The following is a 24,090-nucleotide window of genomic DNA, read 5'->3' on the forward strand; positions in this document are numbered from 1 at the left end:
CTTCTACCCGCCCAGGCCGTACTTTCCGGCGTAGCCGCGCGGGGTCAGCATCCGCCCGCCCGCGATGCGCGTCTGGGAGTTGCCCACCACCACGATGGTGAGCATGTCCACGCTCTCGGGGTCGGTGGATTCGAGCGTCCCCACCTGCACGGACTGCCCCTCGCGCCAGGCCTGTCGCACCACGCCCACCGGGGTTTCCGGTGCGCGGTGGCGTGAAATGATGGCCAGGGCCTTCTCCAGAAGGCCCGAGCGGCGTTTGGAGCGCGGGTTGTACAGCGCCAGCACGAAGTCCGCTCCGGCGGCGGCGTCCAGGCGCTTCTCGATACGTTCCCATGGCGTGAGCAGGTCAGAGAGGCTCACGCAGGCGAAATCGTGCGTGAGCGGCGCGCCCAGGAGCGCGGCCGCGCCCATCACCGCAGGGATGCCCGGAACCACCTCGAACTCCACGGCCTCCAGCAACCCGCGCGTCTCCAGAAGCTCCAGCACAAGTCCGGCCATGCCGTACACGCCTGCATCGCCACTGGAGACCACCACTGTGTCGCCCCCCGCCAGTGCGGCGTCGATGGCCGCGTTGCAGCGGGCCACCTCGCCCATCATGCCCGTGGAGACGACCTGCTTGCCCGCCAGCAGCTGGGCTGGGATAAGGTCCAGATAGGTGGAATACCCGACCACCACGCCTGCATCCGCCAGGGCCTGGACGGCCAGGGGCGCGGTCAGGGCCGGATCGCCGGGGCCGAGGCCGATGACGGTCAGCTTGCCAGGGCCAGCGCCGCCGTGACGGTTTTCGATTTCATCTTCGGAACGAGAAGCCGGGTGGTCCCGGCCGCCAGCAGGGCGGCTGCCTCGCATACGCTTTCAACTCCCACATGTTTGAGCGGCATGGGCGACGGGTTCGGGGTCTTCACCCCGGCCAGCCGCTCTGCCGGATAGAACTGTATGTCCACGCCGAGTTCGCGCGCGGCCTCCAGGAGGCCCGGCTCGTCGCGTTTGACGTCGATGCTGGCCAGCAGGGCCAGGCTTTTCAAGGCCACGGCTTTTGCCGCGAAGATTTCGTGCAGGAGCGACACGACCTCAGCCGCTCCCGCGCCCTTGCGGCAGCCCACCCCGGCCACCACCACGCGGGGCCGCAGGATCAGGGTGCCGGAAGGCACGGAAACCTCCCGCCAGCTGACGGCCACTGCCGGGCGTTCCGGCTCCAGGAGGTGCGGCGCGGCCACCCACTCGAAGCGCGCGCCGTGCTCCGGCGGGATCGCCAGATGCCCTTCCGGATCGAACACCTGCACCACCTGCCCGGCCAGGAGGCCCCCGTTCACGGTCTTCACCGCGTCCAGGTTCTCAATGGCAAGCCCCGAGTCGCGCGCCAGCATATCAAGCGAGGGCAGCCCCGCCGTGTCCGTGGCCGTGGTGATCACCGGCGTGCCGCCCGTCACCTGGGCCACGCGCCGGGCCAGCTCGTTGGCTCCGCCCAGATGCCCGGAGAGGAGGCTCACCACGTGGCGTCCATCCTGGTCCAGGGCAACCACGGCGGGGTCGCGGGACTTTCCCAGCAGGTGCGGGGCCACGGCGCGCACCACGATGCCTATGGCGGCCACGAACACGTGCCCGGCATACGTGTGGAAAGTGTCCGCCACGAGCATTGGCAGCGAATCGAAGGCCTTCTCACCTGGATCTGCCAGCTTGCGCGGCAGATAGAGCTCCGCCCCCAAAGCTCCGTTAAGTTCGCGGGCCAGGGCGCGGCCCAGCCGCGCCCCCTGGGGAGTCAAGGCGTAGACCGCGACCCGTCCGGTCATCAGAATTTCAGATTCCGGGCCGCGTTCAGGGTCAGCTCGTAGTCGGCCTCGCTGTGCGCGAAGGAGGTGAAGGTGCACTCGTAGGCAAGCGACGCCAGGTACACGCCCTGCTCGCGCATCTGCTTGTAGATGGCGGTGTAGATCTTGCCGTTGGAGGTGCGCGCGGCGGCCATGTCGTTCACGGGCTGCTCCGTGAAGTACATGGTGAAGGCCGAGGCCACGTGGTTCAGCTGCACGGGCACGCCCTTGGAGCGCACGATGTCCGCGAACTCGCGCGCGAGCTCCCCGGTGCGCTTCTCCAGGGCGGCGTAGTCGCGCTGCTCCAGTTCGCGCAGGTTGGCGAGCCCTGCGGCCATGGCCACGGGGTTGCCCGAGAGCGTCCCGGCCTGGAACACCGGGCCGCATGGGGAGAGCTTCTCCATCACGTCGCGGCGGCCGCCGTAGGCTCCCACGGGGAAGCCCGCGCCGATGATCTTGCCCAGCGTAGTCAGGTCCGGGCGCACGCCGTAGCGGGCCTGCGCGCCGCCCAGGCTCCAGCGGAACCCGGTGATGACCTCGTCGAAGATGAGCAGCGCGCCGTACTCGTCGCACACGGCGCGAAGGCCTTCCAGATAGCCGGGGCCAGGCAGCACCAGCCCCATGTTGCCGGGGGCGGGCTCCACGATGATGGCCGCGATGTCCTTGCCCTTCTGGCGGAAGGCTTCCTTCACGGCGTCCAGATTGTTGTAGGGCAGCACGATGGTGTGGGCCACGGTGGCCGCAGGGACGCCCGGCGTGCCGGGCGCGGCCTGCACCTCCACGCCCGATCCGGCGGCGGCCAGGAAGGCATCGGCGTGGCCGTGGTAGCAGCCGTCGAACTTGATGACGTAGTCGCGGCCCGTGAAGCCCCTGGCCAGTCGCAGGGCGCTCATGGTGGCTTCGGTGCCGGAGTTGACCATGCGCACCATCTCGATGGAGGGCATCAGGTCCACGATCTTCTGGGCCAGGTCCACCTCGGCGGGGCAGGGCGCGCCGAAGCTGGCCCCGGCGTCGAGTGCGGCCTTGGCGGCCTCGTGCACGCGGGGGTTGGCGTGGCCGAGCAGCATGGGGCCCCAGCTCATCACGTAGTCCACGTACTGCCTGCCGTCCACGTCATAGAGCTTGGAGCCCATGGCGCTGGCGATGAAGAGCGGTTCGGATTCCACGGCCTTGCAGGCGCGGATGGGCGAGTTGACCCCGCCGGGAATGATGGACTGGGCCTTGGCGTAGAGAGTCGAGGACAGGGACATGCACGCTTCTCCTTCGATAAGATGGGAGAAACGTCCATACCCGGAGGCGGCGGCGCGGGCAAGTGCGGCGGGCGTCAGACGGCGAATACGCACGGACGGACGCCTTGCGCGTCCGCCCGCCACGGGAGTCTCTCAGGCGTTCCGAGATAACAAGGCGACGCTAGGCAGGCTGCGCCAGGCAGACCACGTAGCCGTCCGGGTCCTGGATGTACCACTCGCGCATGCCGTAGAAGGCCGTCTGCAGCGGGCGCACCGTGGGATGATGAGTCAGGCCCGGACGGGCCTAGCAGGAATGTCGCAGACAAGACTTCGCGTACGATGCGTTCCCAAGACAATCCCCATATCCAGGTCGTAATTCATCTGGAGCCCTACACCGAAGATTGCAAAATTGCGGGCTAGGCACTGTGCCATGTCGCCAGTGACACAACGCTCGCCCCACACGGTCTCCCTCATGCGCCGGGGTGACACACCGACATCCAAGCCGAGCCAGTTCTGGGCCAGCTCGAGAAAATTCCCCATAGGGGATGTCGCCGAGATGCACCGGCTGACGAGATAGCTTAACAAAGCATGCGCGCACCAACCGCAGAAGCTATATCTTTTTAAAATATTGTTTCACGCCAAATAAACACTGACATGGCGCCAGGCCAGGTTCGGCACCCTGCCAGCCATGGCGCCCCAAGCGATATTCATGTTGAAATACAACGCCAAGAATAGTATCTTCAAAAAAAATGGAGGTTCATATGAGTTTTTTAGTTGTTGTCACGTACGATCTTCATCAAGCAGACTCCGAAGATTATCAGTGTGTCAAGGAATGCCTTAAGAAAATTGGACTACTCGATACCACGGCAAACATCCTGGGCAACGAAGAGAATAAACTGCCAAATACCACTGCCGCAGGACAATTCGATGGAGTGGACATTAAAACAGTCAAAGAAGACATGCGCAGTAAAGCCCTAGCATGCATGAAGAAATGCGGAGTTAAGGGCAAACTCTTCATTACGGTAAGCGATGATTGGACCTGGGGAACAAATAAGTTCTAGAGGCGCTCACGCAGGCTGCGCCAGGCAGACCACGTAGCCGTCGGGGTCCTGGATGTACCACTCGCGCATGCCGTAGAAGGCCGTTTGCAGCGGGCGCACCGTGGGGACGGCGTCCTTCAGGCGCGCGTGCAGTTCGTCCAGGTTGTCCACGCCCAGGTAGACGGTGGCGGTGGCCCCGGTGGGCTTGTCCTTGAACAGGGGAAGCTCCTCCGTGAGGCTGTCGCGCCGCTGCACCATCACCTCGGCCTTACCGACGATGAACTGCGCCCAGATAAGGGCAGGCTTGCCCTCTTCCGGGGTGTGGCGCTCCTTGTGGAAGTCGTGCTCCGTGTCCACGGAGCCGGCGAAGCCAAAGCCCAGAAGGCCGCACCAGAAATCCGCCGAGCGGTTCACGTCTTCAACCATCAGGTTGGGGGCCAGGGATTGGATGGGCATGGGGAGCTCCTTCGCGTTGCGTTCTGGAGAGGAAAAAAGCGGGCGTTTCGGATGAGCCTGACGGCGTAACCGAAACGCCCGCGAGTCGTTGTCGTTATGATCGCGGCAGCGGAGGGCGCTCTACGCCTTCGCCACCAGCTCCTTGACCTTCTCAAGCGCCGCAGCCACGCCCGCCGGGTCCGTGCCGCCGGCCTGTGCCAGGTCCGGCCTGCCGCCGCCGGAGCCGCCCACCAGGGCGGCCACGTCCTTGATGAGGGTCTGGGCCGTGAACTTTCCGTGCAGGTCCTTGCTGACGTACAGGATCAGCGCCACCTTGCCGTCCTCGCCCGCGCCGCACAGGCAGGCCACGCCGGAGGGCATCTTGCTCCTCACGTCGTCCATGGTGTCGCGCAGCGACTTCATGGTGGCTCCGTCCACCTGGGCGGTGAGCACCTTGACCCCGGCGATCTCCTCCACGGAGTCCATCAGGTCGCGGCCCTGGCCCGAGGCCAGCTTGCCCTGGAGCTGCTCCTTGTCCTTGGTGAGGCTCTTCACCTGGGCCTGGAGGGCCTTCAGGCGCTCGGCCAGTTCGCCGGGCTTGGCGCGCAGCAGGTCGGCAACTTCATTCAGCTCCTGGCGCGCGGCCTGGAACTGGCTGAACATGTTCCAGCCGGTGGCGGCCTCGATGCGGCGCACGCCAGCGGCCACGCCGGTCTCGCTGAGTATCGCGAACCCGCCCGCCTGACCGGTGGCGCGCAGGTGCGTGCCGCCGCACAGCTCGGAGGAGACGCCCGGCACTTCCACCACGCAGACCTCGTCGCCGTACTTCTCGCCGAACAGGGCCGTGGCCCCCTTGGCCTGGGCCTGCGCATAAGCCATGACCTCCCGGGTGACGCCGATGTCCGCCAGGATGGCCTGGTTGACCTCGTCCTCGATGCGCGCCAACTCCTCGGGGGTGATCTGGGAAATGTGGGTGAAGTCGAAGCGCAAGCGCTCAGGCGTCACCAGCGATCCGGCCTGCTTCACGTGGTCGCCCAGCACCTTGCGAAGCGCCGCCTGCAGCAGGTGGGTGGTGGTGTGGTTGCGGGCCGAGGCCATGCGCAGCTCTTCGTTGACGATGAGCTTGGCTTCCTGGTCCAGCAGCAGCTCGCCCTCGTTGACGAACACCTGATGTGTGGTCAGCTCGCTTGCGGGTTTGAGCGTCTCCAGCACGTCGGCGGAGCCGGTCATGGTCTCCACGCTGCCCCGGTCGCCCGCCTGTCCGCCGGACTCGCCGTAGAAGGGCGTGGACGCAAACACGGCGTAGCCGCCCTCGCCCTGCACCAGCCGCTCGCGCGGCAGGCCGTCCTCGCCCATGAGCCCGATCACGCGCGACTCGGCCTCCAGGGTGTCGTAGCCCACGAAGCGCGACTTCACGCCCGTTTCCAGAAGCTTCTTGAACTGCCCGGCGATGTCGGACTCGCCAGAGCCCTTCCAGGCCTTCTTGGCCCGCGCCTTCTGCTCGGCCATGCAGGACGTGTAGCCCTCTTCGTCCACGGAGAAGCCCTGCTTGCCCGCCACGTCGGTGATGATGTCCAGGGGGAAGCCGTAGGTGTCGTACAGCTTGAAGGCGGCCTCGCCAGAGATGACGGCCACGTTGTTCTTTCTGGATGCGGCCATTTCCTCTTCGAGGATGTCCAGGCCCTTGTCCAGGGTGGTGGAGAAGCGCTCTTCCTCCTCGCGCACCACGCGGGTCATGAAGTCCATGCCCTCGACGATCTCGGGGTACTGCACGCCCATCACCTCAACCACTGCCGGGGCCACGCGGTGCAGGAAGGGATCGCGCAGGCCCATGAGGCGGCCGAAACGGAAGGCGCGGCGGATCAGGCGGCGCAGCACGTAGCCGCGCCCCTCGTTGGAGGGCAGGATGGAGTCGGCGATCAGGAATACCATGGAGCGCGAGTGGTCCGCGATGACCCGAAGCGCGGTGTCGGTCTCCTCGTCGGTGCGGTATTTCACGCCCGCGAGGTCCGCCGTGGCCGCGATGATCGGGCTGAACAGGTCGGAATCGAAGTTGGAGTACACCCCCTGGCACACGCCCGCGATGCGCTCCAGGCCCATGCCGGTGTCGATGGAGGGCCGGGGCAGGCTCACGCGGTTGCCCGGCTCGATCTGGTCGTACTGCATGAACACCAGGTTCCAGATTTCCAGGAACCGGTCGCAGTCGCACTTGCCGATGCCGCAGTTGGGGCCGCAGGACATGTGCTCGCCCTGGTCGATCAGGATCTCCGAGCAGGGGCCGCAGGGGCCGGTGTCGCCCATGGACCAGAAGTTGTCCTTCTCGCCCAGGCGGAAGATGCGCTCCGAGGGCTGGTTGGCGATCTTCTTCCAGAGCTCGATGGCTTCGTCGTCGTCGCGGAACACCGTGGCGTAGAGCTTGTCCTTGGGGAGCTTCATCTCCTCGGTCAAAAAGCCCCAGGCCAGGCGGATGGCCTCTTCCTTGAAGTAGTCGCCGAAGGAGAAGTTGCCCAGCATCTCGAAGAAGGTGTGGTGGCGCGCGGTGCGGCCCACGTTCTCCAGGTCGTTGTGCTTGCCGCCAACGCGCAGGCACTTCTGGGAGGTGGCGGCGCGGGTGTAGTCGCGCTTCTCCTGGCCCAGGAAGACCTTCTTGAACTGCACCATGCCCGCGTTGGTGAACAGGAGCGATGGGTCCTCGCGCGGCACAAGCGAGGAGCTTGAGACCTCGGCGTGGCCGTTGGCGACGAAATAGTCCAGGAATCTGCGGCGGATTTCAGTGGCGGTGATCACGGTTTCTCTCTCCTTGAAGACGAAGATTCGAGAGGAAACTTTTTGGAAAAAGTTTTCCTCTCGAGCTCTCCTTCAAAAACTTTCATTCCGCTTCGCGTCGTTTCCGGCATATGTCGGGAAGGAGCGTGAAGCATAAGGCAGAAGCCCGGAGGGGCTTGGGTTAGTCCTTGTCCTTATCCTTGCCCTTTTCCTTGGCAACGGCGGCCGCAGGCTCGGAGCCGGGCGTCCGCACGCCCAGGTGCGCGTAGATCTTGTCCTCGATCTCCTGGCGCATCTCGGGGTGCTCCATCAGGAAGGCCCGCACGTTCTCGCGGCCCTGGCCCAGGCGCTCGGTCCCGTAGGCGAACCACGCGCCGGACTTGTCCACGATGCCCGCGTCCACGCCCATGTCGATGATCTCGCCCTCGCGGGAGATGCCCGTGCCGTACAGGATGTCGAACTGGGCCTCGCGGAACGGCGGGGCCACCTTGTTCTTGACCACCTTCACCCGGCAGCGCGACCCGTAGACTTCTTCCTTGTCCTTCAGGGTCTGGATGCGGCGGATGTCGAGTCGCACCGAGGCGTAGAACTTCAGCGCGTTGCCGCCGGTGGTGGTCTCGGGGCTGCCGTAGCCGGTCACGCCGATCTTCATGCGGATCTGGTTGATGAACACCACGGAGGTGTGGGACTTGTGGATGGTGCCGGTGAGCTTGCGCAGGGCGTGGCTCATGAGCCGGGCCTGCGAGCCAACCTGGGTCTCGCCCATCTCGCCCTCAAGCTCGCTCTGTGGGATGAGCGCGGCCACCGAGTCGATCACCACCACGTCCACAGCGCCGGAGCGCACCAGAAGGTCGGCGATGTCCAGGGCCTGCTCGCCGTAGTCGGGCTGGGATATGAGCAGCTCGTCGGTCTTCACGCCCAGGCGCTTGGCGTAGTTCACGTCCAGCGCGTGCTCGGCGTCGATGAAGGCGGCGGTGCCGCCCTGCTTCTGCACTTCTGCGATCAGGTGCAGGGCCAGGGTGGTCTTGCCCGAGGACTCCGGGCCGTAAATCTCGGCCACGCGCCCCTTGGGGATGCCGCCGATGCCAAGCGCCAGGTCCAGGGCGATGGAACCGGTGGGTATGGAGGGGATGGCCGCGTGGGTCTCCTCGTCGAGGCGCATCACGGAGCCTTGGCCGTACTTGCGTTCGATGGTGCTCAGAGCGGTGGTGAGGGCCTCCAGGCGCGCGTCCTGGGGCGATCCGGCGGATTTCTTGGCCATGAGGCACATCCTTGATCATTTATGTGAAATGCCCAAGGGCCATAGCAAAAGCGCCCGCGCGGGGCAACGGCCATTTGTTGCGCGCTGCTGGACGATTTTTCCGTCAGGAGCTTGTCTGGACACCCAGGAAGGGATACGTTCCCGGCAAACTCGCAGGAGGCATCATATGGGCGTTCTTCGTGAATTCAAGGAATTCGCCATGCGCGGCAACGTCATGGACCTCGCCGTGGGCGTGATCATCGGAGCGTCCTTCGGAAAGATCGTCTCGTCGCTGGTGGCGGACGTGATCATGCCTCCGGTGGGCATGCTGCTCGGCGGCGTGGATTTCACCAGCCTGAAATTCAACCTCGCCGCCCCCATCGACGGGATGAAGAGCGCCACCCTGAACTACGGCAACTTCATCCAGGCGCTGGTCGACTTCACCATCGTCGCGTTCTGCATCTTCCTGATCGTGAAGGGCATAAACACCCTCAAACGCAGGATGGAAAAGCCCGAGGAGCCTGCCGCGCCGCCGCCTCCGCCTGCGGACGTGGTGCTGCTCACGGAGATCCGCGACCTCCTCAAGGCACGGCAGGCCTAGTCTCGCCTTTTGCGGCCTTCGTTGGTAGGAATACCGTGGGCGGCGCAGCGATGCGCCTCCGCCCTCATCTCGCGTCAAGGAGACACCTACCCTGTCCACGAAACAATACGACGCCCTGGCCATGTTCTCCGGAGGCCTCGATTCCATCCTGGCGGCGCGCACCGTGGCCGCGCAGGGCCTCTCGGTGCTGGGCCTGCACTTCATAAGCCCCTTTTTCGGCCACCCCGACCGCATCGCCCAGTGGTCCGCCGACTACGGACTGGACATCCAGGCCGTGGACGTCGGCCCCGAATACGTGAACATGATGCTCGCCCGCCCGGAACACGGCGTGGGCAAGGTGCTGAACCCCTGTGTGGACTGCAAGATCCTCATGCTGCGCCGCTGCCGCCTGATGCTGGAGCAGTACGGCGCGAAGTTCATCATCACCGGCGAGGTCAAGGGCCAGCGCCCCATGTCCCAGCGCCGCGACGCCCTGGACATCATAAGCCGCGAGGCCAGCGTGCGAGACGTCCTGCTGCGCCCGCTCTCGGCCAAAAACCTGTCCCCCACCCGCATGGAGGACATCGGGCTGGTGGACCGCGAGCGCCTGCACAACTTCGGCGGACGCACCAGGAAACCCCAGTTCCGGCTGGCCCGGGAGCTTGGCATCGCCAAGATTCCGCAGTCCGCCGGGGGCTGCAAGCTGACCGAGATGGACTCGGCCAAGCGCTATGTGTTTCTCTTCCAATACGGCAAGCCCCCCACCGCCGACGACTTCCACCTGGCCAACGTGGGCCGCCAGTTCTGGAGCGGCCCGCACTGGCTGTCCATGGGCCGCAACCGCGAAGGCAACGAGGCCCTGGAGCGTCTGGCCCGGCCCGGCGACACGCTGGTCATCGTGCGCGACCACATGAGCCCGCTGGGGCTCATCCGGCCCATGCCCGGCGCGCTCTGGGACGAGGCCGCCCTGGCCGACGCCGCCGCCCTGGTGGCCTCCTACGCGCCCAAGGCCGTGGCCGCAGGAGGCGAGGTGGCCGTGATGATCCACCGGATGGACGACAGCGGACGCCCTGGCGGCGAGGTGGTGGACGACATGGTGAGCTCGCGCCTGGGACGCGCGCTCATGGTGGAGCCCAGGCGCGTTTCCGCCATGGGGCTCTCCGACGTCACTTGGGAGGAGCTTGTGCCCCTCAAGAAGGAGATGTTCGGCGAGGGGCAGCAGGACGACGGGTACTAGCCCCCGCGCGTTCCCCGGAAGCCGCAATCAGGGGACAACTCCCCGCCCGCGCTTGACTTCCTCCCCTCAGGGCTGCACCATCAATCCATGAAGCTGCACGTGTCCCTGCGCCTGCGCATCTACCTGATGCTGGGCCTCCTCATGGCCACCACCGTGGGGGGCGGAGCGTTCATGCTCTGGTACGGGACGCGCCTGCAGACCTTCTTCACCGGCCTGTTCGAGCGCCAGGTCTACGCCCTGGACGCGGCCATGCGCCTGGAGAGCACCCTGGCCGCCCAGCGCGGCTACCTCACCTACTACTCGCTGGATTTCGACCGGCTCTGGCTGTCGCGCCTGGCCGAGCAGCAGGCGGCCTTCGAGCGCGAACTGCACAAGGTGCGCGCCTTCGTGGACGACGAGGCGGCCCGCAAGCTCTTAAACGACATCGAGTCAGGCTTCCTGCGCCTCACCGTGGAGCGCGAGCGCGTGGTGGAGCGCCTGAACGCGGGCGACCGGGACGGGGCGAACGCCATCCAGGCCGGGGCGCGAAAACGCTTCGACGGCCTGATAACCCAGTGCGAGCTGTTCCTGGATTCCCTGCGCGGCGGGCTGGAGCGCGACCGCGAGGACGGCATCGGGCGCATGCGTCTGGTGAACGCCATGGCCACGGCCTTCCTGCCGGTCTCGCTGCTGCTGGGGCTCATCCTGGCGGCGGTCATCTCGCGCCAGATTCTCGGCCCCATCCGCCGCCTGGCCCAGGGCGAGGACGATCTGGTCGGCCCGGACGAAGTCGCCGCCCTGGAGACCCGCATGCACGGCCTGCTGGAGCGCGCCGTGCAGGCCCGCTCCAAGCTGGAGAAGAGCCAGGCCACCCTCATGGCCACCGAACGGCTGGCCACCGTGGGCAAGATGGCCGCGGGCGTGGCCCACTCCATCAGGAACCCGCTGACCTCGGTGAAGATGCGCCTTTTCTCCCTGCAACGGTCCCTGGCCCTGAGCGAGAACCAGCAGGAGGACTTCCAGGTGATCTCGCAGGAGATCAAGCACCTGGACCTCATCATCCAGAACTTCCTGGAATACGCCAAGCCGCCCAAGCTTTCGCTCACGCGGGTGAGCCCCTCCACCGTGACGGACGCGGCCCTGAACCTGCTCCAGCTGCGCCTGGATTCCCAGCGCGTGGCCGTGTCCGTGGAGCGCGAAGACCCCCTGCGCCCCATCCTGATCGACCCCGAGCAGCTCAAGGAAGTGCTGGTGAACCTCTTGAGCAACTCCATGGAGGCGCTGGACGGCCCCGGACAGGTGTTCATCGCCGAGAGCGAGGGGTTCATCGAGCCCATGGGGCGGGTGGCGATCATCTCCGTGGCCGACTCCGGGCCGGGCGTGCCTGAACAGGAACGTGAGCGGGTGTTCGAGCCGTTCCACACCACCAAGGAGGAGGGCACGGGCCTGGGGCTCCCCATCGCGCGGCGCATCGTGACCGAACATGGCGGGACCCTGTCCCTGACCCAGGCCAAGGGCGGCGGGGCCAAGTTCACCATCACCCTGCCCTTCGACGCGCAGACCCAGGGAGGCGCGCGGTGGCACTGATTCTCATCGTGGACGACGATCCGGGCCTGCGCAACAGCTTCGCCCGGCTCATCGAGCAGGACGGACACGTTCCCCTGACCGCCGCCAACGGCGAGGAGGGCATCGCCCGCCTGGAGAGCGACCGCCCCGACCTGGTGGTCATGGACGTGCGCATGCCGGGCATGACGGGCCTTGAGGCCCTGGCCCGCATGAAGGCCAAGGACCCGGCCACGCCGGTGATCATCATGACCGCCTACGGCAACACCGACACGGCCATCGAGGCCGTGAACAAGGGCGCGTTCGACTACATCCTGAAGCCCTTCGACATCCCCGAGATGCTTGGGCTCATCGCCCAGGCCCTGGACGCGTCCCGCCAGGCCAAGGGACACAAGGCCCAGCCAAGCCCCGGCGAAGGGCCGGCCGTGGCCCTGGTGGGCCAGAGCCGCGCCATGCGCGACGTGTACAAGCAACTGGGACGCTTGGCCGCCACGGACGCCACCGTGCTGGTGCAGGGCGAGTCCGGCACCGGCAAGGAGCTGGCCGCGCGCGCCCTGTGGAGCTACTCGGACCGCAAGTCCAGGCCCTTCGTGGTGGTCAACTGCGTGGCCATCCCGGAGACGCTCCTGGAGAGCGAGCTGTTCGGACACGAAAAGGGAGCCTTCACCGGCGCGACGCAGCGCCGGGCCGGAAAGATCGAGCAGGCCCAGGGCGGCACGGTCTTCCTGGACGAGATCGGCGACATGCCGCTGCCCATCCAGGCCAAGCTTTTGCGCCTCTTGCAGGAGCGCCAGATCGAGCGCCTGGGCGGCAAAGGCCCCATCCCCGTGGACGTGCGCATCGTGGCCGCCACCAACCGCGACCTGGAAGCCGCCATGGCCGACGGGCGCTTCCGGGAGGACCTCTACTACCGCTTGCAGGTGGTGCGCATCGTGCTGCCGCCGCTGCGCGAGCGCAAGGAGGACATCCCCCAACTGGCCACCCATTTTCTGGGCCTGCACGCGGCGGCCATGAACGTGCAGAGCCCTGGCCTCACCCCCCAGGCGCTGGCCGCGCTTGCCGACCACGACTGGCCGGGAAACGTGCGCGAACTCTCCAACGTGCTCCAGAAGACGCTCATCTTCTCGCGCGGGCTGGCCATCGGCGAATACGACGTGCGCGCGGCCCTGGCCGGGCGCTCCCCTGAAGCGCCGCACGAGATCGGCGCCGAGGCGGTGCAGGCCGTGGAGGAATACGTGCGCCAGGCCGTGGCCGCCGGAGGGCCGGACCTGTTCGGCCAGGTCACGGACCGCTTCGCCGCCCTGGTGCTGGCCGAGGCGCTCCGCATAACGGGCGGCAACCGCACCCAGGCGTCGAAGCTCCTGGGGCTGTCGCGCCCGACGCTTCTGGCCAAGATGGAAAAGCTGGGACTTACCGTGCAGACCCAGGTGAAGATCGGCGACACCCTGTCCTGAAAGTCCTGAAGACCTCAACCCGCGAGCGGGAGGCACAGACATGGACGAATCGTTGCGCGCATTCCTGGAGGCCCTGGATTACGACGGCGAACCCTTCGGCATGTTCTACACCGACCAGGAGCCCCCGTCGGGCTTCGCCCCCAAGCCGGGACCTGCGCTCTCCATGGAGCTCGAACAGAGCGGGGCCATCAACTGGCAGGAGGTCTGGGGATCATTCTCCTGCGTCATCGGCTCCATCTGGCTGGCCAGGAAGAAGAACACGGCGGCGTATTTCGAGGCCGCACGCTACGGCTGCATGGGCGGCTCCTTCTATCTGGGCTTCCACCAGCCGCAACTCGACTTCATCACCCATTACGTGTCCACGGGCATTCCCGGCACCCAGGTGCACGGAGAGCGCTACCTGCGCTCGCCGGAGACCGTGCGGCGCTTCTTCACGGAGATCGCCCCCAGGCCCGCTCCGAAGCGCTTCTGCGTGTTCAAGCCCCTGAGCCAGTTCGCGCCCGGCGAAACGCCCGAGACCGTCACCTTTTTCGGGCGGGCGGAAGTCCTGTCCGGGCTGGTTTTCCTGGCCAGCTTCGTGACGGACGACTTCGAGGCCGTGATGTCGCCTTTCGGAGCCGGTTGCTCCTACCTGACGTCCTGGCCGCTTCATTACCTGGGGCAGGGACGGCTCAAGGCCGTGCTGGGGGGATTCGACCCTTCGGAGAGGAAATTCCTGAAAACCGACGAGATGACCTTCACCGTGCCCTACGAGATGTACGGGCGCTTCCTGGAGCGCTGGCCCGACAGCTACCTGAGGACGGACACCTGGCAGGGCGTTCGCAAGAAGATCGCCAGAAGCCGCGACGCCTGGGGGGAACAGGCAGGGCAGGGAGACGGGAAAGACTGAGGCGTCAGCCCTGGCGATCCGGGCAAGACTTCGTCCGGGCGCTCCTGGCTGATAAACGGACGCTCCGTCCAGGCCGGTTTCCCTGAACGGAGCGTCACTCTGAAAGCGTTACTGGGCCTGGTTCACGCGCTTGATGATTTCCTCGGTGATGTCCAGTGCGGGGTCGAAATACAGGAACAGCGCCCGGTCCTGAACTCCGGTAAGCTTCTTCTCCTGCGCGTAAGCCCGGACCACGCCCGTGACCTTCTCCACGATTGGCTTGAGGCGGGCTTCCTCCTCGGCGGCGATGTCCTTGCGAAGCTGCCCGTCTTCCTCGGCAATCTTGCGGACCTTCGCTTCCAGCTCTGCGGATTTCGGCGACTTCTCCGGAGCCTTCCCCTTCAGCTGCTCCTGGAAGGCCATGGCCTCCTGCTTCATCTCGTTAAGCTTCTGCTGCCTCGCGGAGAACATGCCGCGCATTTCCCCCACCGCTTTCGCACCCGCGTCGCACCTGGAGAGGACCTCCCGCATGTTGACCAGGGCGATTTTCGATTCTGCGAACGCAGGAACGGCTCCCGCCGCCAACACCATCACACAGACCGCGAGCAAAACCTTCTTCATTGTTCCGGGCTCCTCATTCGTTCGTGTATTCACGGACATCCAGTGCTTCACTTCATGCCTATGCGGAAAGACTGCCATACTCCGCCATTCTCGGCCATAAAAAAAGGGAGGGGCATGCCCTCCCTTTCGCATGGAATGAAGAATGCTGCTTCCAGTCCGCTTGGCCCGCCCCGGCGGAACCTCGTGCCGCGCCCCTGAAAAGCATGAATGCGTATCTCAGGGGCAGCAGCCGCAAGTCAGATACGTTGTGGACGCCATACTAACCAAGCCGTTTCGCTGGCTCGCCCGCTCCCTGGCTCATTGCGCCGATGACCTCGCGCAGCTCGGAGGCAACCTGCGTCACCTCGCGTGAGGTCTCCGCGAGCTCCTTCATGGCCTGCGCAGCCTGGACCGCGATGGCGTTCACGTCGTCCACGGTGTGGGTGATCTCCTCCGAGGCGGCGGACTGCTGCTCGGCGGCGGTGGCGATGGAGCGGACCATGTCCGCCGTGGCCACCGAGGCCCCCAGGATCTCCTGCAGGGCGTCTCCGGCATTCTTGACCAGGTCCGCGCCGAGTTCCACGTCCTTGCCTGCGGCCTCCATGAGGTCCACGTTCTGCTTCGCGCCAAGCTGGATGCCGCTGACGGCCTCATGGACCTCCCGGGTGGCGTCCATGGTCTTCTCGGCGAGTTTCCGCACCTCGTCGGCCACCACGGCGAAGCCGCGTCCGGCATCGCCCGCACGCGCGGCCTCGATGGCCGCGTTCAGCGCCAGCAGGTTGGTCTGGTCCGCGATGTCGGTGATGAGGTTCATGATCCGGCCCACGCCCTGGGCCTTCTCGCCCAGCTCGTGCAGGCTCTGGCTCATGCGCCGGGTCTGCTCGCGCACGTTCATGATGGCCTCGATGGAATCCTCGGTCACCTTGCGGCCATGCTCGGCCTTTTCGCGGGCGTTCTCCGCGAAGCGCGCGGCCTCGGAGGCGTTGCGTGCCACCTCCAGCACCGAGGCGTTCATCTCCTCCACGGCGGTGGCCGTCTCCTGGATGCGGTGGCGCTGGTTGTCGGTGCCCCGCTCGGTTTCGTCGATGCGCGAAAGCAGGTGCTTGGCTGTCCCGGCCAAGTGATGGGCCACGCCCTCGGCCTGCTCGGCGGCCTTGGAGATGACCGCGTTCTGGTTCTCGATGCGCCGCTGCTGCTCGCGGCGCTCGGTCACGTCGCGCCAGAAGGTTATGGAGCCCAGCAGGTTGCCGTCCATGTCGAAGAACGGCGTGGTGGTGACGGCGATCTGGAGCGTCTTGCCCGAGGGCAGGGGCAGTTCGGTCTCTCCGGACAGGGGGGTGCGCTGCTTGATGGCCCGGTCGGAGAGGCCTTCGCTGTTGGGATCGTTGCGGAAGAACATGCCGGAGCGCATGCCGATGAAGGCTTGCGGCGCCTCGCGTTTTTCCAGCAGGTCGCACATGAGCTGGTTGACCCAGAGCATGGTGAAGTCCGGCCCCACGATGCCGCAGGGCACGGGGATGCCGCTCAGCACGCCCTCGGAAAAACCCAGCTTGTCCTTGAGCTGGGCCACCATGTGTTCCAGGTCCCCGGCCAGTACGGTCAGCTCGTCCTGGCCGTGCACGTCGAAGGACACCTTCAGGTTGCCTGCGGCCACCTGCTCCGTGGCGGACACCAGCAGCTTGACGCGCCTGATGAGCACCGTCCCGATGGCCCACACCGACACGCCCACCAGCAGCACCAGCCCGCCAAGTCCCACCGAGGCGGAGGTGATGAGCTGCGAACGCATGGCGCTCCACTCGGCGCTCACGTCCTGGATAAGCACCATCTGGCCGAGGATGGGCTCCGAGGAGCCGTGGCAGTGATGGCATTTGCGCTGGTTGGGCACGGAGATAACCCGCGCCAGCAGGTGCTTGCCGCCCTGGTCGATGAAGATGGACTGCCGGATGTTCTCCTTCAGGCCGCGCTGGTGCAGCCTGGCCAACTCCTCGCTGCCCGCTGCGGCGGCGAAGTCCTTGCGCACCAGGGAGGGGTCCGTGCTGTAGGTCACGTTGCCGGTGTAGGAGGTCATGGAGGCGGAGAGCCCCTTGAACTTCTCCCGGATGGCCGCGAACTCGGCGATTGTTCCCTTGTTGTCGCCCACGATCATGGGTTTCTCGAGCCCCATGTAGGCGAGGTCGGCCTCGGCCTCGGCGGAGCGCATGATCTGCTGGGACATCATGGAGCGAACGCCGTAGCCCTCGATGATCATGATGGCGGCGATGACCGCCAGGGAGATTGCGGCGATGGTCAGGGTAAGCTTGGCGTTGATGGACTTGGAGATGTTCATGTCCATCTCCTAGTGGGCGCCCGAGAAGAGCAGCGGCTTGAAGTTGAAGTCTTCCACGCGCTGCGGATTATGGCAGGCGGTGCAGGTCTCGACCGCAGGGCGGCGTCTTATCTGCTTGGGATCGCCGGAGGCGGCGTGCTCCCCGCCTGGGCCGTGGCAGCTCTCGCAGCCAACGTCGGCCAGGTGCGGCGTGGCTTCCTTGCTCACGAAGCCGCCCTTCCTGCCATAGCCCGTGGTGTGGCACTCGTAGCACTGCTTGAGCTCCTGCTCCTTCAGCTTGGGCTTCATTATGGCGATGGAGTCCCAGGCGTGAGCTTTCTTGGAATACTTGGAGAAGTTCTCGTACTGCTTTTCGTGGCATTGGGAACATGCCTTGGAGCCTACATACGATGGCTCGTCGGCTGCCCGGCAGGACTCTGGCTGAATGACAAGCAGTGAGGAAGCGAGAAACAACGGAACGACGAACGACAACAACAGTGTGTACAGCCCCACGACACCCTCCCAACAGACGTATGAATGCCCCGGGCGACTATTGCGCCCCTGTAACAGGACTGTCAACACTTTGCAGGTTTTGACGAAAAAAAACCTAGGAGTACAAAACACCTCCCAGCAAAGTAGGGCTACTGGCAGAAACTCCGCAGGGGTGCGCGTGACTCCCTGGCGGCGAACGATTCGGGCTTTTCATGCGCGCCCGGGCCGGGTATGAATCCTGCCCATCCGCGTCCGCCGCCGTCCGCCAGGAGGAATCCATGACCACCGAACACGCCGACATTTTCGCGCTGCCCGAGGACGAATACGCCGCCACCGACACGCCCGCCGTGGTGGATATCGACTCGGGCTGGTTTCTGGCCATAGACGGCCAAGGCCACCCCGACGACTCCGAGTTCAAGGACTGCCTGGCGGCCCTGTACGCCGTGGCCGAAGCCCTGCGCCAGGACAACGCCCAGGCCGGGCGCGTCTACGAGCTCGCCTCGCTCGAAGCCATGTGGCACCTGGACCCTGGCTACACCGACTTCGACACCGCGCCCCGCTCCGCCTGGAACTGGACCCTGTGCCTGCGCACGCCGGACATCATCGGCGAGAACGATCTGGACCGCATCGTGGAAAAACTGCTGGCCGAGGGGCGGCCCCGGATCGTCTCCCGCGTCGGCCTGGCCGGTTTCGAGGAGGGACGCTGCGTGCAGATGCTCCACACCGGCCCCTACGACCAGGAAGCCGCAACCCTGGCCGTCATGCACGCCTTCATGGAGCAGCAGGGCCTGACCGTGGTGGGCCGCCACCACGAGATATACCTCACTGATCCGGCCACCACCCCGCCCGAGGAGCTGAAGACCATCATCAGGCTGCCGGTCATTTAGCGTCCGGCCCGGACACACTCCGGGAGCGCGAACCAGTGAACCGTGGGCGCACACGGGCGTGCATGCGTAAACGTGCACGTATCCGGGCGCACACGGGTGCAACCTGGACGCACGTGGCCACACTCCGCGCTTTACTTCTCCAGTCTTTCGGGACAGTAAGTATTCATACCTATCGGAGCCTGTCCCTTTCAGCCGTTACGCTCATGCTGGTTGGCTCTGCATCGCGCCACCTCATGACCGGGCTCCTCTTCTGGCGCATCGCAGTAACAAGGAGCCTGTATGAATCGATCCCTCCAGTTGAAATTCCTCGTTCCCGCCCTTTCCGCCATCGTGCTGGGCATGGTCTGCCTGGTGATCGTGAACGCCCGGCAGGCCAGCACCAGCATGGAGACTCTCATGGGACAGGACATGCGGCTCCTGGGACAGGCCCTGAGCCGCGACGTGGTGGGCGGCATGGAGGACAGGCTCACGCTGCTTTCAGGCATCGCCGGGCTGGAGAGCGTCGTGATCGCGGCCTCCGTGGACGTGCCCTCCACCTTGCAGCCCCAGCTGGCCTTCCTGGCCAAAAGCACACAGGGCATGCTCTACCTGAACGTGTTCGACCTGAAAGGCGACGCCGTCGTCTCCTCGGAAATCCTGAAGGGCACGGTCAACGTGGCGGACCGGGACTATTTCCTGGCTGTCTCGAAGGACGCGAAGGACAAGGTGGTCTCCAAGCCCCTGATGAGCCGCACCGTAGGCAAGGCCGTGGTGGTGCTGGCCGTGCCCATACGCGACAAGGCCAAAAAGCTCGTGGGCGTGCTGAACGCAGGCATCGACCTGGAATACCTCACCAACGAAGTCTCCAAGACCAAGATCGGCGACACCGGGTTCGCCTTCATCCTGGACCGCGACGGCATGGTGGTGGCCCACCCCGACCCGGCCAAACGCATGAAGAACGAGGACAATCCCCCCGAATGGATGCGCCGGGCCATGAAGGTCCAGGGCGTCGAGCAGATTTCCTTCACGCAGGACGGCAAGGCGGGCATGGCCACGGTGCTGGCCGACGCACTGACCGGCTGGCGCTTCGTGGTGATGGCCCCGCACCAGGAACTCCAAGCCATGGTGGAGCGCCTGAACGGCCAGAACATGCTCATCGCGGGGGGGCTGACCCTGGCCTTCATGGCCGTCATCATGGCCTGCCTGCGCTTCCTGATTCTGCGGCCGCTGTTCGCCTGCGGCGCGTATGCGCGGGAAGTGGCGGGAGGGACCCTGGACGCGGACCTCTCCGTGCGTTCCCAGGACGAACTGGGCCGCATGGCCGACGACATGCGGGCCATGGTGGACGCCCTCAAGGACAGCCTGGGCAAGGCCCGCCAGGAGCACGCGCTGGCCGACAAGGCGGTCGGGGAGGCCAAGGACGCCCTGGCCAGGGCCGAAGAGGCCCAGAACCAGGCCGAGCGGGCCAAGTGCGAGGGAATACTGCAGGCCGTGGACGTGCTGCGCGGCGTGGTGCAGGGAATCGGGGACGCCTCCAAGGATCTGCTGGGCGAGATAGACTCCCTGCGCGAGGGCGTCACCGGCCAGGAATCCACCACGGCGGAAACCGCCGCCGCCATGGACGAGATGAACTCAAGCGTGCTGGAAGTGGCCCGCAACGCCCACGAAGCCTCCGAGGCCGCAGACCAGACCCGGACCGAAGCCCAGCGCGGGCAGGCCGTGGTGGAGGACGCCCGACGGGCCATCACCCAGGTGGATGAGCTGGCCAAGGTGCTGGAACAGGGCATGAGCCAGCTGGGGGAGCAGGCCCACGCCATCGGCCAGGTGATGACCGTGATCTCCGACATCGCGGACCAGACCAACCTGCTGGCCCTGAACGCGGCCATCGAGGCCGCGCGTGCCGGGGAAGCCGGGCGCGGCTTCGCCGTGGTGGCCGACGAGGTGCGAAAACTCGCCGAGAAGACCATGCACTCCACCCAGGAGGTGGGCCAGGCCATCGCCACCATCCAGGAGGGCACCGCCCGCAACGTGGAGCACGTGAACCGGGCCGCCCAGGCCGTGGGCGTGGCCTCGGAGCTGGCCGTACAGTCCGGCGAGGCCCTGCGCTCCATCGTGGAGCTGGTGGACCGCACCACCGGGCAGGTGCGGGGCATCGCCCAGGCCGCCGGGCAGCAATCCACCGCCAGCGAGGAGATCGCCCGCTCCGTGTCCGGCATCAGCAGCTTCTCCCAGGACCTCACCAAGGGCATGGACGACTTCTCCCAGACCGTGCAGGGCATGGCCGGACACGTGCGCGAACTCTCCAGCGTCATCGGCGGCCTGGAGGAGCAAGCCTGCACCTCCAGCGCCAAGGCCCTGGGGGCATGATCCTTTACCGGGTGTAAAAAAAATGGACACCCCAGGCGGCGCGCCCCCTTGCGCGCCGCCTTTTTTATTCACAATTCCAGCATGTTACACATTATCCATTCCGGCACGATGTTTGCGAATAAGGGGAATGGCAACAGCGGCGTCACAATCCTTTACGGTCATCCTGGCCGACCGCAACCGGCACATCCGGGAGCTTCTGTCCAGGGAACTCATCCGCGAAGGGTTCGAGGTGAAGGGCTGCGGGCTGGGACGCCTCGCCGCCAGCCTGGCCGCTGTCCGGGCCGACCTGCTGGTTGTGGACACCGAGCTGCCCGATATGGACGCGCTCTCGGTGATCCAACTGGTGAGGACGACACGCCCGAAGCTGCCTGTGGCCGTATACGCATACGAAGAGGAAGACGCCGCACCCTGCCTGAAGGAACCGGAGGTGTTTTTCGTCCACAAGGGGGACGATCCGGAGCAGCTGGTCCGGGCGGTGCGCGGCATGCTTTTCAGACGATGACCGGACTTTCATGAACGTGGGGCCGGACGACGTGGCAGGGGTGAGGCGCAGGGCTTGCGCTTCGATGCGAGAATCCGAAGGGACAAACGCACGACGGAAACGGAGGTGGAGTGGAATGCGATTTTTCAGGGAAGTCTATGAATTCATGATGGAAGGGGCGAGAGCCCATGCCAAGTGGGACTACGAAGTCTCCATGAGCATCATCAAGAACCGCAAAAAACTCTTGATGCTTCTGGTGCTGGCACTGCCCATCCTGGGCTTCAGTCTGGTCGAGGCGGCGGACGTGATCGGCGGCAAGACCGCGTACATGCCCTCCTACTACAACACCACCATCTTCCTGGCCTCCATCGGCGTGGGCCTGGCTGCGGGCCTGATCACCGGCTGCATCGGCGCGGGCGGCGGCTTCATCATCACCCCGGCGCTCATGGCCGCAGGCGTCAAGGGCATCCTGGCCGTCGGCACGGACCTGTTCCACATCTTCGCCAAGGCCATCATGGGCACCGCCGTCCACAAGAAGCTGGGCAACGTGAGCGTGAAGCTGGCCATGGGCTTCCTGCTCGGCTCGGGCTTCGGCGCTGTGGCGGGCGGCTACCTGAACAAGGCCCTCTACGACTCCGACCCCCTCATGTCGGAACTGTTCATCTCCTCCATCTACGCCGTGCTGCTCGGCTTCCTGGGCTTCTACGGCGCGTACGACTTCCTGAAGTCGCGCAAGGGCGATGACGGCGGCGACTCCCACGGCGGCCCCGCCGGCGGCGGCGTGCCTCCCCTGGCCAAGAAGGTCCAGGCCCTGAAGATCCCCCCCATGATCACCTTCGACGAGGACTTCGTCCCCGGCGGACGCCAGATCTCCATGTGGGTGCTGGCCGCTGGCGGCTTCGTGGTCGGCGCGCTGGCCTCCATCATGGGCGTGGGCGGCGGCTTCATCACCTTCCCCATGTTCGTGTACGTCTTCGGCGTCTCCTCCATGACCACCGTGGGCACGGACATCCTCCAGATCATCTTCACCGCCGGTTTCGCGGGCATCACCCAGTACGCGGTGTACGGCTTCGTGTTCTACACCCTGGCCATGGGCATGCTCATCGGCTCGCTGCTGGGCATCCAGGTCGGCGCGCTGGTCACCAAGGTGGTCAAGGGCGTGCACATCCGTGGTTTCTACGCCCTGTCCATCATCTCCGGCTTCATCAACCGCGCGGCCACCCTGCCCAAGAAGCTCACCGAGCTTGGCTACCTGGGCTGGTCGCCCGAGTTGAACAACAACATCGAGTATGTGGGCAACATCGTATTCTGGGTCAGCGTGGGTCTTTTCGGCGTGTGGGTGTTCGGGAAGTTCTTCGCCAACATCGGCATGCTGCGTGGGGAGGAATAAGCGATGATGATAGTCAATAAGGGCACCTTCACGAAGGGTGTGCTGCTCATGGTGAGTTTCCTGGTTGTCTTCATGCTGATCATGTCGCCCCTGTTCGGCGGCAAGACCGGCCTGGAATTCTCCGATGACTTCTTCAACAGGCTCTCCAAGAACTCCTCGGACTACTTCGAGGAGGTCAAGACCGGCATCGAGAAGCAAAAGGGCAAGCAGCTGGCCGTCACCGCCACTATCGCCAAGCCCGACCCGAAGGACGAGGCCGACCCGGCCAAGGCGACCGCCATCGCCAACAAGAAGGCCGCGGACGTGGCCAAGGCCCTGACCGCAGCTGGCGCCACCGTGGACGTGAAGGACAACGTCCTCAACGTGAAGGGCGACCTGGGCTCCATGCTGAGCTTCGCTGCCACCAAGGCCAAGGACGTGTTCATGGTTGTCGGCCCTGCCGCTGAAACCCCCGAGAACAAGGCCAACCACAAGCTCCTCAAGGACCTGTGGACCGGTTTCTCGGCCCTGATCAAGCCCTTGCAGAAGGAAGGCAAGGTGGCCGAGGCCAAGGCCCTGGACGCCGTGATGAAGAAGGCTCTGGAACCCGGCTACAACTTCTACGGCATCGAAGGCGAGTCGGTTACCAAGAACATCTTCCTGCTGAGCTTCCTGCTGATCTTCTACGTGATCTACACCATGTGGTATGGCTACGCGATCTTCTTCATGTTCGACGGCATCGGCCTGTCCATGAAGAAGTCCAAGAAGAAAGCATAGTCTTCAAAACCCTATAACCCCCCCCAACTAGAGAGGCCGCCTTCGGGCGGCCTCTCGCGTTGCGCCGGGAGCATGACCGCTACATGCCTTGCGCCGCCTGCCACATGCCCAAAGCGGCCCCGGTGGGGTCGATGAGCACGCTGAACCAGCCATACCCCGGAACCTCCGTGACGTCCTTCACGATGGTCGCTCCCAAAGAACGCGCCTTTTCGGTGGACGCCCGCACGTCCTCCACCAGCACATACGGCAGCCAGTGCGAGGGAACGCCCGGCACGGGATTCTTCATCATGCCCCCGCCGGTTCCTTCCCCAACCTCGATCCCGGTATAGTTGAACTGGGGCATGTCCACGTACTTCCAATCGAATAGTCCCTGGTAGAACTCCTTGGCCTTGCCGAGGTCGTCGGTGGCCAGTTCCACATGCACGAACGGATTTGCCATAACCTTCACTCCTTGCGCGCCTGGCGCGGCTTGATTCTTTCCATACAGGTCCCGGCGCGCCGCACTCTGGCGGCTGCGCAAGGAGTCCAGCTTTTGGCGTAAATCAAATCCACGCCCGGGGTCAACGCGGAGCTGTTTCCTGATGCCTTGCACGTGAGGGCGTGCTATGAAGCAGCTGGCTCCCACCCGGGAGCC

Annotated in this window: 21 protein-coding genes; 11 read left to right on the plus strand and 10 right to left on the minus strand. The window is 65.4% G+C overall.

All coding sequences use genetic code 11. The features are described 5' to 3' along the window. Positions 1-3 precede the first annotated feature (3 nt). The 3 genes from cobJ to hemL are packed head-to-tail and all read right to left on the minus strand — an operon-like array spanning position 4 to position 3,058. The gene (gene cobJ, locus G453_RS0111070; RefSeq protein WP_043645443.1) at positions 4-849 is read right to left on the minus strand and encodes a precorrin-3B C(17)-methyltransferase; all 846 of its coding nucleotides are present in this window, start codon (positions 847-849) and stop codon (positions 4-6) included. Continuing rightward, positions 750-1,790 carry a cobalt-precorrin 5A hydrolase gene (locus tag G453_RS0111075; protein WP_027191125.1) on the minus strand — a complete coding sequence of 347 codons (1,041 nt, stop codon included), beginning with the start codon at positions 1,788-1,790 and terminating at the stop codon, positions 750-752. The genes cobJ and G453_RS0111075 overlap by 100 nt, the downstream gene beginning before the upstream one ends. Further along, a complete protein-coding gene (hemL, locus tag G453_RS0111080) occupies positions 1,790-3,058 on the minus strand; it encodes a glutamate-1-semialdehyde 2,1-aminomutase (RefSeq protein ID WP_027191126.1) in 1,269 nt (422 codons plus the stop codon). The genes G453_RS0111075 and hemL overlap by 1 nt, the downstream gene beginning before the upstream one ends. Positions 3,059-3,798: 740 nt before the next feature. Between hemL and G453_RS0111095 the strand changes: the two genes are divergently transcribed. Beyond that, complete coding sequence (locus G453_RS0111095) at positions 3,799-4,098, plus strand: hypothetical protein (protein WP_027191127.1); 300 nt, start codon at positions 3,799-3,801, stop codon at positions 4,096-4,098. A 6-nt stretch (positions 4,099-4,104) separates the two neighbouring features. Here the strand turns inward: G453_RS0111095 and G453_RS0111100 are convergent, their stop codons facing one another. The 3 genes from G453_RS0111100 to recA form a co-directional block, all read right to left on the minus strand. Beyond that, entirely contained in the window at positions 4,105-4,533 is a 429-nt protein-coding gene (locus G453_RS0111100; RefSeq protein ID WP_027191128.1) for a VOC family protein, read from the minus strand. A gap of 120 nt (positions 4,534-4,653) precedes the next feature. Beyond that, complete coding sequence (gene alaS, locus G453_RS0111105; RefSeq protein ID WP_027191129.1) at positions 4,654-7,299, minus strand: alanine--tRNA ligase; 2,646 nt, start codon at positions 7,297-7,299, stop codon at positions 4,654-4,656. A gap of 160 nt (positions 7,300-7,459) precedes the next feature. Continuing rightward, entirely contained in the window at positions 7,460-8,539 is a 1,080-nt protein-coding gene (recA, locus tag G453_RS0111110; protein WP_027191130.1) for a recombinase RecA, read from the minus strand. Positions 8,540-8,705: 166 nt separating this feature from the next. Between recA and mscL the strand changes: the two genes are divergently transcribed. The 5 genes from mscL (at position 8,706) to G453_RS0111135 (ending at position 14,220) form a co-directional block, all read left to right on the plus strand. Then, a complete protein-coding gene (mscL, locus tag G453_RS0111115; RefSeq protein WP_027191131.1) occupies positions 8,706-9,119 on the plus strand; it encodes a large-conductance mechanosensitive channel protein MscL in 414 nt (137 codons plus the stop codon). A 91-nt stretch (positions 9,120-9,210) separates the two neighbouring features. Beyond that, positions 9,211-10,335, plus strand: coding sequence for an adenine nucleotide alpha hydrolase family protein (locus tag G453_RS0111120; RefSeq protein ID WP_027191132.1), 1,125 nt, complete (start codon positions 9,211-9,213; stop codon positions 10,333-10,335). Between the two features lie 87 nt (positions 10,336-10,422). Next, positions 10,423-11,901, plus strand: a complete 1,479-nt coding sequence (locus G453_RS0111125) for a sensor histidine kinase (RefSeq protein WP_027191133.1) — start codon at positions 10,423-10,425, stop codon at positions 11,899-11,901. Next, positions 11,892-13,331 carry a sigma-54-dependent transcriptional regulator gene (locus G453_RS0111130; protein WP_027191134.1) on the plus strand — a complete coding sequence of 480 codons (1,440 nt, stop codon included), beginning with the start codon at positions 11,892-11,894 and terminating at the stop codon, positions 13,329-13,331. The genes G453_RS0111125 and G453_RS0111130 overlap by 10 nt, the downstream gene beginning before the upstream one ends. Positions 13,332-13,371: 40 nt before the next feature. After that, positions 13,372-14,220, plus strand: coding sequence for a DUF169 domain-containing protein (locus G453_RS0111135; RefSeq protein WP_027191135.1), 849 nt, complete (start codon positions 13,372-13,374; stop codon positions 14,218-14,220). 108 nt (positions 14,221-14,328) lie between these two features. On the opposite strand, the gene G453_RS0111140 is transcribed toward G453_RS0111135, so the two are convergent. The 3 genes from G453_RS0111140 to G453_RS0111150 form a co-directional block, all read right to left on the minus strand. After that, positions 14,329-14,820 carry an OmpH family outer membrane protein gene (locus G453_RS0111140; RefSeq protein ID WP_027191136.1) on the minus strand — a complete coding sequence of 164 codons (492 nt, stop codon included), beginning with the start codon at positions 14,818-14,820 and terminating at the stop codon, positions 14,329-14,331. Positions 14,821-15,079: 259 nt separating this feature from the next. Further along, entirely contained in the window at positions 15,080-17,125 is a 2,046-nt protein-coding gene (locus G453_RS23540) for a methyl-accepting chemotaxis protein (RefSeq protein WP_051272324.1), read from the minus strand. 9 nt (positions 17,126-17,134) lie between these two features. After that, a complete protein-coding gene (locus G453_RS0111150) occupies positions 17,135-17,617 on the minus strand; it encodes a multiheme c-type cytochrome (RefSeq protein WP_407635553.1) in 483 nt (160 codons plus the stop codon). Between the two features lie 257 nt (positions 17,618-17,874). On the opposite strand from G453_RS0111150, the gene G453_RS23545 reads away from it, so the two are divergent. From G453_RS23545 to G453_RS0111175, 5 genes are all read left to right on the plus strand, one after another. Further along, positions 17,875-18,483, plus strand: a complete 609-nt coding sequence (locus G453_RS23545; protein WP_169725317.1) for a GyrI-like domain-containing protein — start codon at positions 17,875-17,877, stop codon at positions 18,481-18,483. Positions 18,484-18,762: 279 nt separating this feature from the next. Beyond that, positions 18,763-20,829: a methyl-accepting chemotaxis protein gene (locus tag G453_RS23550; RefSeq protein WP_051272325.1), complete on the plus strand. Its 2,067-nt coding sequence runs from the start codon at positions 18,763-18,765 to the stop codon at positions 20,827-20,829. Positions 20,830-20,956: 127 nt separating this feature from the next. Beyond that, positions 20,957-21,331: a response regulator gene (locus G453_RS23555; RefSeq protein ID WP_027191138.1), complete on the plus strand. Its 375-nt coding sequence runs from the start codon at positions 20,957-20,959 to the stop codon at positions 21,329-21,331. Positions 21,332-21,446: 115 nt separating this feature from the next. Beyond that, positions 21,447-22,700: a sulfite exporter TauE/SafE family protein gene (locus G453_RS0111170; RefSeq protein WP_027191139.1), complete on the plus strand. Its 1,254-nt coding sequence runs from the start codon at positions 21,447-21,449 to the stop codon at positions 22,698-22,700. 3 nt (positions 22,701-22,703) lie between these two features. Then, a complete protein-coding gene (locus G453_RS0111175; RefSeq protein ID WP_027191140.1) occupies positions 22,704-23,456 on the plus strand; it encodes a hypothetical protein in 753 nt (250 codons plus the stop codon). 79 nt (positions 23,457-23,535) lie between these two features. Here G453_RS0111175 and G453_RS0111180 read toward each other — a convergent pair whose 3' ends face one another. Further along, positions 23,536-23,895 (minus strand): VOC family protein, encoded by a 360-nt coding sequence (locus G453_RS0111180; RefSeq protein ID WP_027191141.1) that lies wholly within the window; start codon positions 23,893-23,895, stop codon positions 23,536-23,538. Between the last annotated feature and the right edge of the window lie 195 nt (positions 23,896-24,090).

It is taken from the genome of Fundidesulfovibrio putealis DSM 16056 (assembly GCF_000429325.1).
Lineage (GTDB): Bacteria > Desulfobacterota > Desulfovibrionia > Desulfovibrionales > Desulfovibrionaceae > Fundidesulfovibrio > Fundidesulfovibrio putealis.